9 protein-coding genes are annotated in these 11,524 nt (G+C 71.0%); 4 read left to right on the top strand and 5 right to left on the bottom strand.

Features of this window, described 5'->3' with window-relative positions; genetic code table 11:
• Nucleotides 1-2: 2 nt before the first annotated feature.
• Both ACFW48_RS19935 and ACFW48_RS19930 read right to left on the bottom strand, forming a co-directional pair.
• The gene (locus ACFW48_RS19935) at nucleotides 3-722 is read right to left on the bottom strand and encodes an ABC transporter ATP-binding protein (protein WP_386316368.1); all 720 of its coding nucleotides are present in this window, start codon (nucleotides 720-722) and stop codon (nucleotides 3-5) included.
• Nucleotide 723: 1 nt separating this feature from the next.
• Nucleotides 724-2,163 carry an ABC transporter permease gene (locus ACFW48_RS19930; RefSeq protein ID WP_386316367.1) on the bottom strand — a complete coding sequence of 480 codons (1,440 nt, stop codon included), beginning with the start codon at nucleotides 2,161-2,163 and terminating at the stop codon, nucleotides 724-726.
• A gap of 188 nt (nucleotides 2,164-2,351) precedes the next feature.
• Between ACFW48_RS19930 and ACFW48_RS19925 the strand changes: the two genes are divergently transcribed.
• A complete protein-coding gene (locus tag ACFW48_RS19925) occupies nucleotides 2,352-3,014 on the top strand; it encodes a response regulator transcription factor (RefSeq protein WP_386316365.1) in 663 nt (220 codons plus the stop codon).
• A complete protein-coding gene (locus tag ACFW48_RS19920) occupies nucleotides 3,011-4,234 on the top strand; it encodes a sensor histidine kinase (protein ID WP_386316363.1) in 1,224 nt (407 codons plus the stop codon). The genes ACFW48_RS19925 and ACFW48_RS19920 overlap by 4 nt, the downstream gene beginning before the upstream one ends.
• A 168-nt stretch (nucleotides 4,235-4,402) precedes the next feature.
• Here ACFW48_RS19920 and ACFW48_RS19915 read toward each other — a convergent pair whose 3' ends face one another.
• From ACFW48_RS19915 to ACFW48_RS19905, 3 genes are all read right to left on the bottom strand, one after another.
• On the bottom strand, nucleotides 4,403-5,869 hold the full coding sequence (locus tag ACFW48_RS19915; protein ID WP_386316361.1) for a carboxylesterase/lipase family protein: 1,467 nt from the start codon (nucleotides 5,867-5,869) through the stop codon (nucleotides 4,403-4,405).
• 45 nt (nucleotides 5,870-5,914) lie between these two features.
• Nucleotides 5,915-6,829, bottom strand: coding sequence for an MBL fold metallo-hydrolase (locus ACFW48_RS19910; RefSeq protein ID WP_386316359.1), 915 nt, complete (start codon nucleotides 6,827-6,829; stop codon nucleotides 5,915-5,917).
• 482 nt (nucleotides 6,830-7,311) lie between these two features.
• Nucleotides 7,312-8,067 carry an SDR family NAD(P)-dependent oxidoreductase gene (locus tag ACFW48_RS19905; protein ID WP_386316357.1) on the bottom strand — a complete coding sequence of 252 codons (756 nt, stop codon included), beginning with the start codon at nucleotides 8,065-8,067 and terminating at the stop codon, nucleotides 7,312-7,314.
• A gap of 146 nt (nucleotides 8,068-8,213) precedes the next feature.
• On the opposite strand from ACFW48_RS19905, the gene ACFW48_RS19900 reads away from it, so the two are divergent.
• Nucleotides 8,214-8,648: an Rrf2 family transcriptional regulator gene (locus ACFW48_RS19900; RefSeq protein WP_386316355.1), complete on the top strand. Its 435-nt coding sequence runs from the start codon at nucleotides 8,214-8,216 to the stop codon at nucleotides 8,646-8,648.
• 15 nt (nucleotides 8,649-8,663) lie between these two features.
• Nucleotides 8,664-11,459 (top strand): AAA family ATPase, encoded by a 2,796-nt coding sequence (locus ACFW48_RS19895; RefSeq protein WP_386316353.1) that lies wholly within the window; start codon nucleotides 8,664-8,666, stop codon nucleotides 11,457-11,459.
• Nucleotides 11,460-11,524: the final 65 nt, after the last annotated feature.

The raw sequence follows: 11,524 nt of genomic DNA, 5'->3' as shown, positions 1-11,524 counted from the left end.
GTTCAGCCCTGCGGGGTCAGCTTCCCCCGCTTCAGGGTCAGCGTCTCGTCGCAGGCGGCGGCGACCTCCCTGGAGTGCGTCACGACGATCACGCACTTGCCGTCGTCGTGGGCCAGCTTCCGGAAGACCTCGATGATGCCGGCAGCGGTCTCGTGGTCGAGAGCGCCGGTCGGCTCGTCGGCGAAGAGGACGTCGACCTCGCAGGCGAGCGCGCGGGCGATGGCCACGCGCTGCTGCTGTCCGCCGGAGAGCTGGAGTGTGCGGCGGGTGCGGTCCCCGGGCTCGATGCCGAGGAGGCCGAGCAGTTCGTTGGCGCGCTGCTTCCTGCGGCCGCCCTTGACCCCGGTGATCTCCATGGCGGAGGTCACGTTCTGGACGGCGTTCATGTAGGTGAGCAGGTTCAGCGACTGGAACACGGTGGCCACGTGCCGGTTGCGGTACGTGCCCAGACCGAGCTGGGCCACGTCGCGGCCCTTGAAGCGGACGCTGCCGGAGGTGGGCGCGTCGAGTCCGCTGGCCAGGGACAGCAGCGTCGTCTTGCCCGAGCCGGACGGGCCGACGACGGCGTACATGCGGCCGGCCTCGAAGGCGTACGAGACGGACTTGAGGACGACGCGACGACGGCTGCCGGTGCTGAACGTGCGGCTCACGTCGGTGAGTTCGAGGATCGGCGCGGTCGTGCCGCCGGGAGCGTTCGTGTCGGTGGTGGGAGTGGTGGTCACGTCAGTCGCCCTTCGTGAGGATGTCGCGCGGGTTCAGGCGCAGGACGCGGGCGCCGGGGACGAGGGTGGCCAGGGCGGCGATGCCGAGTCCGGTGGCGCCTACCTTGGCGATGTCGGTCGGGCCGAGTTTCACGTCGAGCGAGTCAATGGGGTCGGCCTTGGGCTGGTCGTCTCCCTGCCTGCTCAGGCCGCTGGGGTCGCTGTAGTTCGGTTGGAGGCTGTCGTTCTCGGCTTGCTTGGTGGCCGAGTCGACTTCGCCGGCGAGCAGCCTGTTGCCGATCGCCTCGGAGAGGAATTGACTGCCCACGCCTGCGAGTCCGATGGCGATGACGGCGCAGGCGACGACCTCGACGAGGTGCTGGCCGAGCAGCTTGGGCTTCTTCTCGCCGAGGGAGAGCAGGATGCCCAGTTCGCCGCGGCGCTCGCGCAGGTTGGAGGCGACGACGAGGGCGAGGATGATCGTGCCGGCGACGGCGACGAGCCACACGGTGACCGTCGCGAAGCTCGCGGTCTTGGTGATGGGGCCGACGAGCGTCTTGTATTGCTTGTCGTTGACCGTGATCGGGAAGATCTGGAGATCGGCGCCCGCCTTCTTGGCGTCTTCCTTGAGCTGGTCCAGGTCGTTGGGGTCGTCCAGCGTGAAGGTGGCCGACTTGAGGGTGCCGCCGCCGTCGGTGGTGTTGCCGCCGAGGAGGCTGGCGCCCTCGATGTTCGCGTAGACCTGGTTGGCCGGGTCCATCATCGCGGGCACGTACTGTCCCGTGTCGGCCGTGCTGTTCTTGTAGATGCCGATGACCTTGAACTCGTGCTCCGACGTGTCCACGCCCGGCATCAGCGAGCCGATCTTGAGCTTGACCTCGTCGCCGACGTCGAGCTTGTTCTCCCTGGCCACACGCTCCTCGACGACGATCTCGTCCTTCTTGGTGTCCGGTCCGACGCCCTTCCCGGCGATCGTCTTGGAGTCGCCGTTGCGGAAGGCGCTCAGCTCGTCGAGCTTGCGCACACCGTCCACCTTGAACAGGTCGGTGCCGGTCGTGTCCTGACCCGCGGGCGCCGGGACCGGCTGGTAGAGCTTGGTGGTCTTGGTGGGGAAGGCCGCCCCGTCCGCCGTGTAATTGCAGTCGGCGACCACGGACGACTTGCAGATCTTGTCGACCAGACCGCGCTTCAGGTCGCCGGCGGATCCGATGGTGCCGGGGTTCTGCCCGCTGCCCTCGCTGCCGTTGTTCTTGCCCGACGCCAGCAGCCCGTTCACGTCGAGCTGCATCGTGGCCACCGCGCCGACGCTCTTCTTGGCGTTGTCGGCCGCGCGCGCCGCCGCCGACTGGATCAGGAATCCGGACAGCACCAGGGTGCAGATGACGAAGAAGAGGCCGCCCAGCATGAGGGTCTTGCCCGGAGCGCCGGTGAGCCGCCACCAGGCGCGTTTGAAGAGGTTCATGGACGGCACGCTATGAAGCCGGAGCTTTGAGCGACGTTTGCGAAATGGCTGCTCGGACGCCTCCTCATACATGAATCAAAGACGGCATCTGGTAGACGTGATGGAAACGCCGGTAAACGGCCGAAAGCCCTTCGGCCGCCTGGCGCGTTCTCAGGGAATTCTCAGCAACGGTGAAAGGGCCGACACGGATGCGGGTCTTGGTGGTCGAGGACGAGCGGTACATGGCGCGCGTCCTGGAGCTCGGGCTGCGTCGCGAGGCCATCGCCGTCGATGTCGTCCACGACGGGGCGACGGCCTTGGAGCGGGTCACGGTGTACGACTACGACGCGGTGGTCCTGGACCGTGACCTGCCGGGTGTGCACGGCGACGAGGTGTGCCGCCGCATCGTCGGGATGGGCCTGGCCTGCCGCGTGCTGATGCTCACGGCGGCGGGCCGGCTCGGCGACAAGGTGGAGGGGCTGGGCCTCGGCGCGGACGACTATCTCGCGAAGCCCTTCGACTTTCCCGAACTGGTCGCCCGATTGCGCGCCCTGTATCGGCGCAGCCCCATGGCGCATTCCCCGGTCCTGACGTTCGCCGACCTGACCTTCGACACGCACAGACGCCGGGTGATGCGCCGTGGCGCGGAAATCAAACTCACGCCGAAGGAAATGTCCGTCCTGGAACTGCTGATGCGCGCCGACGGCGGAGTGCTGAGCGCGGAGTACCTGCTCGACAAGGCATGGGACGCGCACGCCGATCCTCTCACCAACGCGGTCCGGCTCGTGGTGCACACGCTGCGCAAGAAGCTCGGCGAACCACAGCTCGTGCACACCGCGATCAGCGCGGGCTACTACCTGGGCACGAAGTGAGGCGCCGCCGGGGCCGCGAGCGCCGGCCGCGCACGCTGAGCATCCACGCCCGGCTCTTCTTCGGCTTCGGCGCCGCGCTTACGGCCTGCTCGGCGCTGATGGTGGCGATCATCTACGTCGGGATCCGCTATCTGCCGACGTACGACTTCACGACGCCGATCGTCGTGCCGCAGACCGAGGCGAGCCCGCCGCACGTCGCGCCGAAGTACGAGTCGGACATCCAGGACGCGCCTCTCGATCGGGGCGACACGATCGACGCGTCCGGCCTGATCCGCGACAAGGAGGACGTGTGGGCGACGGTCCTCGCGCTGTCCATCGGCGGCGTGGTCGTGGTACTCGGCGTCGGCCTGGGCGCGGGCTGGCTCCTGTCGCGGCGGCTGCTCGCACCGCTGCACACCATCAGTCGGGCGGCGGCCAAGGCCGGCGAGGGCGACCTGTCGTACCGGATCGACGCCCGGGGCCCACATGACGAGTTGAGGCAGCTCGCCGACACCTTCGACACGACGTTGGGGCGTCTGGAGGAGTCGTTCGCGGCGCATCAGCGGTTCGCCGCGAACGCCTCGCACGAGCTGCTCACACCGCTCGCGACGACCCGGGCGATTCTTCAGATGGCCGACGGTGGCACGTCGAAGGAGGAGTTCGCCGAACTGGTGCCGATGCTGCGCGAGACCAACGAGCGCAACATCCGGGTCGTGCGGGAGCTGCTGCGGCTCGCGGCGGCGGAGCAGGAGACCCACCACACCGAACCGGTGGACATGGCCGAGCTGGCGGAACAGGCCGTCGCCGATCAGCGGACCGGCGCAGGCGCCGGCGACGTGGTGATCACCTTCACGATCGACACCCTCGAACCCTGCGACGTCAGGGGCAGCGAGACGCTGCTGCGGCAGCTCGTCGTGAACCTCCTCGACAACGCCCGTACGCACAACGTGCCCGGTGGGACGGTCGATGTGCGGGTCGACCGCGTGGCCGACGCCATCGTCCTGGAGGTCGCGAACACGGGCCCGCCCATCGCCCTCGAGGTGGTGGACCGCCTCTTCGAGCCCTTCTACCGGGCCCGCCCCCGCGTGGCCAGCGACCGCAGCGGCCACGGCCTGGGCCTCGCGATCGTCCGGACCATCGTGCGCGGCCACCACGGCGCCGTGACGGCCCGGGCGAGGGCCACCGGCGGCCTTTTCCTGCGGGTCGAGCTGCCGGCCTGGCAGGACGCGCCGACAGACTGAGCCGGCCGGCTAGGGGAGCCGCGGTGTCCCTCACGGCCGAACACGCTCCCGGCGCCGCGGAACACGCCACTCGGCTCATGCGGATCGCCATCGAGGGCCTGGGCGTGTCCGGACACCGCACCCACGAGTGATCCGCGCCCGCTTCGTTCGGCGATTGTGGAGGGGGGGTCAGCTCCAGACCCGTCGTTCCTGGCCGCGGGGGTCGTCGACCTGGGTCCACTCGGCGTCGATGCGCATGGTGGCCCGGCGGTCGGTGTCGTACGGGTCCCAGCCGGGGTCGCCGGTCCGGGCGAACCGGATCCAGGTCTCGTGGACGCGGGTGGCGAGGCCCTTGGGGGCCTTGTCGGGGCCGAGCAGGGCGCCCGGGCCGCTGAGTTCGGGCCGGTCCGCGAGGTCGAAGACGAAGGGCAGTTCGACCGCGTGGGTGGCGCCGAGTTCTCCGTCCAGGGCGTGGGAGCGCCAGGCGAACTCGTAGGCGTGGGTGGCGGACCGCGGGTGGGCGGCATGGGCGTCGGCCAAGGCGCGGCTGCCCGCGCCGAACAGGGCGTCGGCCATGATGGCGGAGCGCAGTTCCGCGAAGGACGCCTCGGGGCGGGACGTGCGGTAGGTCTCGACGAGCAGCGCCGGATCGGGGTGCGAGCGTTCGGCGGCCGCGTCGACGTCGGCGGCGGTCGAGGTGGCGTACTTGCCCACCGGCACCAGGTAGAGGTTGCCCTCTTCGGTGTTGGTGCCGACGAGCAGGTCGACGTCGGCGGCGAGACCGGCGGCGACGGATGCGGCGGGCTGGGTTTCGAGTACCAGGCTGAAGGGGCTGAGGCCGATCAGCGGGTCGCGGTGGGTCTCGGTCCGCAGGTCGATGCCCGCGAGCTTGGAGGCCGTCTCGACCAGCCGCTCGTCGGGGACGTCGGCGAAGGCGTCGACTCGGGGCTCGATGCCCAGGGCCTCGGCCGCGGCCTTGGTGACGCGGGCGGCCTGCTCGGGCGTGAACGCGCCCAGGCCGGTGCCGCTCTGCACGATCGCCCGGTGGAACAGGCCGGCGGCCTCGGGGGTGGCGAGGACGCCGCCGACGGTGGTCGCCCCGGCCGACTGACCGAAGAGGGTGACGTTGTGCGGGTCACCACCGAAGGCGGAGATGTTCTCCCGCACCCAGCGCAGCGCGGCGACGACGTCGAGCAGGCCGCGGTTGGCGGGCGCCCCGGGGATGTCGAGGAACCCGGCGATGCCGAGCCGGTAGTTGAGGGTGACGAGGACGACACCGTCACGGGCGAACGCGGAGCCGTCGTACAGGGTGGACCGCGTCGATCCGGCGACGAAGCCGCCGCCGTGGACGAACACCATGACCGGCAGTTCGTCACCGCCGGCGGCGGGCGTGAAGACGTTGACGGTGAGGTAGTCCTCGCCGCGGCTCCAACCGGTACCGAAGTAGGGGGCCATGTCGACGTTGCCGAGCTTGCGTCCGGACTGCGGGGCGTTGGGTCCTGGCACGGTCGCGACCCGTACGCCGTCCCACGGCTCGTGCGGCTGCGGCGGGGCGAACCGCCCGGCGCCGCGGGGCGGAGCGGCGTAGGGGATGTTCAGGAAGGTGAGGGTGTCGCCCTGGCACAGGCCGCGAACGGCGCCCTGTGCGGTGGTCACGACGGGGTCGGGGTGGTGGTTCGTCTCTCCTGTCCTTCCGCGGGCCTAGGCCGGCTCGGTGTACTTGGCGAAGGCCGCCCAGCTCTTGACGGCGAACTTGCTTCCCTCGCGGACGACTTCGGCGGCGCCGTGGCCGCCGAGGTGCGCGGGGAAGACGAGTGCGTTGCTGTCGGCCGCCGAGCCCAGAAGCCTGTGGCGGGTGGCGCGGGCTTCGGCGGGGTCCTCGCAGAAGCAGCTGTTGGCGTCGGGCTCGACGATCTGGATCGGGCTGTGCATCAGGTCGCCGACGAACAGGGCCCGGTCGGAGCCGGACTCCAGCCTCAGCACGGACGAGCCGGGGGTGTGGCCGGGGGCGAGGTCGAGGCGCAGGTTGCGGTCGATTCGGTGGCTGTCCTCCCACAGCTGGGTGAGGCCGGCCTCGTGCACGGGGGCGACGCTGTCCTCGAAGACGTTCTGGTTGCCGCGGCCGAGCAGCGTCTTGATGTCGTTGGCGGGGTTCCAGTAGTCGAAGTCCGGCTTGGCCATGAGGTAGGTGGCGTTGGGGAACGTCGGTACCCAGGTCCGGCCGTCGAGGTAGGTGTTCCAGCCGACGTGGTCGATGTGCAGGTGCGTGTTGATCACGATGTCGACGTCCTCGGGGCGGACCCCGGCGCGGGCGAGATTGCCCAGGAAGTCGGTTTCCAGGCGGCTCCACACAGGGGCGTACGGCCGGTCCTTGTGGTTGCCGACGCCGGTGTCGACCAGGATGGTCCTGCCCTCGCTGCGCAGGACCCAGGTCTGGATCGCCGAGTTGACGATCCGGGTCTCGGCGTCCAGGAAGTCCGGAACCAGCCAGGAACGGTGCGTGTCCCACGCCTCCGCCGGGCTCTCCGGGACGAACGCCTCGGGCGTCAGGTCGACGGGGCCGTAGTACTCCCGGACTCGGGTCACGGTGACATCGCCCAGGGTGATGGTGTCCACGGTTCTCTCCAGTTCGATCGGTTCCGCGTGCTCGGGCCGCGGACGCGGGCGAGACGCGGATGAGCGGACTCTTGACGGGGGCGGCGGTGCCGCGGGTGCCGCGGCCTGGCGGCAGAAGGTCAGCAGAAGGTCAGATGCCGGGGGGCAGACCGTCTGGCCTTCGCCGGGGGCAGACCGTCTGGTCTTCGCCGGTGAGAACAGGGCCGTCCGCTGGGCGAGTCCGTTCCGTGAACGACCCTGTTCCGCAATGGTGCGTCGCAGGTGGGGGGCCGCGGTATGCGTCACGTGACTGCACCTGGACGCGGCGGTCGACGACTCGTCGTGTGAGGCCGCAAGCCGACGGGACGAAGGCGTCGTGCGGTTTCGCGCGCGCGTGTAAGCCGTGCACGCGCGCGCGGGAGCCGTGCACGCACGCGTGGGTCGTCGGCGGTGCGCGCCCCGAAGGCGCGGTGTCCTTCGGGGCGCGCGTCAGCAGTTCCGGTTCAGGCGTTGTAGCCACCGTGGGCGTCCAGCACCGCGCCCGTGACGTACGACGCGCCGGGGCTCGCCAGGAAGGCGATCGCCGCGGCGATTTCGTCGGGGTGCCCCATGCGTTGCAGGGACAGCGAGCTGAGCAGGGCCTTGAGGGTGTCGGGGTCCGGCGGTTGCATACCGCTGTCCATCAGCCCGGCTTCCACGACGTTGGCCGTGATGTCGCGGGGCCCGAGGTCCCGTGCGACCCCCATGGTGTACCTCTCGATGCCTGACTTGGTCGCCGAGTAGTCGGCAACGCCCGGGACGCCGACCCGGGAGCCCAGTCCGGAACTCACCGTGATGATGCGGCCGCCCGCGCGCAGCACACGGGAGGCGGCCCGTATGACGGCGATCACGCCGAGGTAGTTGGTGGCGTGCATCCGGTCCAGCGCGGCGGTGTCGGCGTCCGGGTCGTCCACCGTGCGGCCCTGCTCCACCGAGATCGCCGCGTTGTTGACGAGGATGTCCAGGCCGCCGAAGCGCGCGACCACGTCGTCGATCAGCGCCGGCGCCCGGCTCGTGTCCGCCTGGTCGGACTTGAAGGCGACGGCCTTGGCTCCCTTGCCGTGCACCTCGTCGACGACGGCCTGCGCCTGCTTCTCGGAGCTGACGTAGGTGAAGGCGACGTCGGCGCCCTGCTCGGCCAGCAGTCGTACGGTCGCGGCTCCCAGTCCGCGCGACCCCCCGGTGACCAGGGCGACCTTGCCCGTGAGTGGCTTGCTCATTCTTCTCACCTCGTTGATTGATCCTTCCCGGATCCTTCCCGGCAGTCGCAACGCTAATTGTTACGACAGCCCGTTGCAACCTTCGCGGTTACGACTGCGCTGTCGTAACATGAAGCGTTGCGTCCGAGAGGCGAGAGGAGGGGCTCATGAGTGCCAACAGCAGGTTGACCATCGCCGCCCACGCGCTGGCCTGGATCGGCCTCTACCAGCGCCAGGGCCATGAGGTCGCCACCTCAGAGCAGATCGCGACCAGCGCGAACACCAACCCCGTGGTGATCAGGCGGCTGCTCGGCGAGCTGCGCAAGGCCGGGCTCGTGGAGTCCCGGCGGGGCGTGGGCGCGGGCTGGTCGCTGGCGCGCGAGCTGGGGTCGATGACCCTGCTCGACGTGTACGAGGCAGTGGAACCCGGCCCGCTGTTCGCGATGCACCGCAACACCCCGGACCAGGGATGCGTGGTGGGTTACGGCATCCAGCCGGCGATGCAGGGCATCTACGAGGGCATCGAGGAGACCCTGAGACACGAGCTGGCCCGCGTCACGCTCGAGAACGTACTCCGGGACGTGCTCGCGGCACCTCGCTAGGGGGATCGTGCGGAATTGACGCTGCCCATTCCTCCGTGCACTGCTGGAAGCGCTGTGGTGGGTCGGGAAACCGAGACCGCGGAGATCATGAAGCGAACGGCCGCCGACCGGTCCCACAGCGCGGTGCTGATCGTCGAGGGCGACCCCGGTGCCGGCAAGAGCGTCCTGCTCGACCTCGCCGTGAAGCGTACGCGCGGGGCCGGCCATCGGGTGCTGCGAGCGGTCGGCAGCGAGTCCGAGGCGCATCTCGCGTTCGCCGGTCTGCACCAGATGCTCCGCCCGGTGCTCGGCGACTTGGACGGCCTGCCGGCACGGCAGCGTTCCTCACTCCGGGTCGCTCTGGGACTGGCCGAACACGCCGAGCCCCCCGATGCCATGCTCGTCGGCCTGGCGGTGCTGACCCTGGTGTCGGATCTGGCGGAACCGGCACCGCTGCTCGTGGTGGTCGACGACGCCCAGTGGATCGACCGCGCGTCGCTGGACGTTCTCTCCTTCATGGCCCGGCGCATGGACAGCGAGCCCGTGACGCTGCTGATGGGCGTGCGTGCCGCGGCCGTGCTGCCCGGGTTCGAGAAGGGGTACGAGCGCCTGGAGATCGGCCCCTTGAGCGGTGACGCGGCGAACCGGTTGCTCGATGAGCAGCCGACGCGGCCCACCGGCCGCACCCGGGTTCGGATTCTGCAGGAGGCGGCGGGCAATCCGCTGGCCCTGGTCGAGCTCGCCCGCGCCGCCGCGAGCAGACAGCCGGAGGGCAGCGGAGTGGAGGGCAGCGGAGTGGAGGGCAGCGGAGTGGAGGGCCCGCTGCCCGTCACCGACCGGCTGGAAGGGATCTTCGCGCGGCACGTGCTCCACCTGCCGGAAGCCACCCGCCGCGCCCTGCTGCTGCTCGCCGCCGCTGACACGGCGGACGCGCCGGTGGCCGCGCGGGGCCTGCCCGAGGCGGACGACACGATGTGGGCGCCCGCCGAACGGGCCGGTCTCGTACGGCAGGACAGCGCCGGGATCTCCTTCCGCCACCCGCTCGTCCGCTCGGCGGTCTACCACGCCGCGTCGTTCGAGGAACGCAGGCGCGCACATCTCGCGCTCGCCCAGCTGCTGGGCGAGGAGCCCGACCGCCGCGCCTGGCACCTCGCGGCCGCGACCGTGCGGCCCGACGAGCAGGTGTCGGCGGTCCTCCTGGAGACAGCCGGCCGGGCCCGGCGCCGGGGCGGCCACGCGGCCGCTGCCGCCGCTCTGGAGCGCGCCGCGCAACTCAGTCCGCGCCGCGCGGACCAGGCGCGGCTGCTGGCCGACGCCGCGGACATGGCCGTCTTCACCGGTCAGCTCGGCTGGGTGGCACACCTGGCCGGCGAGGTCCGAAAGCGCAGCGACGACCCGGCGCTGATCAGCCGGGCCGCGCTGGCGACGGGGCAACTCATGACCATGGGCCCGCACCACACGGCCGCCTTCGCGCTGCTGGCGCGCATCGCCGACGAGGCGGCGGACGCCCGGTCGCCCCGCCTGCTGGACGCCCTCGCCGCGGCGGCGGTGGTCCGCTACTACTCGGGCGAGGAGTCCCAGCGGCAGCGGATCGAGGCCCTGCTCTCCGATGTGCCGGACTCCGCCGCGGGTGGTGCGCTGCGTGCCTGGGTACTGGCCGTCTCCGATCCCGCCGGCGCGGGAGCGTCCCTCGCCCCGGCGCTGCCACAGCTGATCGCCGAGGTCAGGGACGACGCCAGGTCTCTGACCGCGCTCGCCGTCGTGGCCTGGCTCCTCGACCAGACCGCCCTCGCCGCCAGGACCTTCGACGAGGCGTTCGGCCGCTGGCAGGCCCATGGCCCGCTACCGGCCGGTCTGGGCTGCGCCGTCGGCTGGGCCTATCTGGAGCAGGGCCGCTGGGCCGAGGCCCGCTCGGTGGCCGCCGAGATCGCGGTGGTGGCCTCGCAGGCCGGACTGGACCACGCCGAGGCGTGCGCCCGAGCGCTCGAGGCGACAGCAGCGGCGTTGCTCGGTGAGTCGGCCGACGCACGCAGCAATGCCGAGCAGGCACTGGCCCTCGTCGATCCGCTGGAAAGCCGCTCCGTCGCGGTCTGCGCCCGCCGTGCGCTGGGGCTGGCGGCGGTGGCCGAGGGTGACTACGACACCGCGTACGCGCAGTTCCGCTCCGCCTTCACCGAGGACGGCGACCCGGCCCACTACCACGTCTCCTGCACCGTCCTGGCCGAACTCGCCGCGGCGGCCGTCCGCCGAGGACAGCGCGAACACGCCGCGGAACTGCTGGAGCGGTCGGTGCGGCGCCTGGGCACCGGCATGTCGGCACGTGTCTCCCTCCTGGTCGAGCGAGGCCGCGCCCTGCTCGCCGAACCGGAGCACGCCGAACGGCACTTCCAGGCGGCGCTGGCGGACGGAGCGGGCGAGCAGTGGCCCTTCGAGCGGGCACAGACCCGGCTGGACTACGGGGAGTGGCTGCGCCGACAGCGTCGTATCGCGGAGGCCCGCCCGCTGCTGACCGGAGCACTCGACACGTTCCAGCGGCTCGGCGCCCGACCCTGGATCGAACGCGCGAAGGCGGAACTGCGAGCCGCCGGTATCGAGGCGACCAGCGTCGTCCCCAGCGCGATCACCGAACTCAGCCCCCAGCAGCAGCAGATCGTCCAGCTCGCGGCCCGCGGCCTGACCAACCGTGAGATCGGGGAGAAGCTGTTCCTCTCTCCGCGTACGGTCGGCTCCCACCTCTACCGGGTGTTCCCCAAGCTGGGCATCACCGCCCGCTCGCAGCTGCGCGACGTGGTCGACGGCGCCCATCCAGCGAGACAGAGGAAAAGGGCCTGACCCCGGAGAGTCAGACCCTGATCGACCTGCATGTTCGCCAGATCAGCGACGTGGCGACAGGTCAG

The sequence above is a fragment of the Streptomyces sp. NPDC058812 genome (assembly GCF_042744565.1).
GTDB lineage: Bacteria > Actinomycetota > Actinomycetes > Streptomycetales > Streptomycetaceae > Streptomyces > Streptomyces thinghirensis.
The sequence above is the reverse complement of the archived record's forward strand: the minus strand, read 5'-3'. Positions and strand labels throughout refer to the sequence as shown.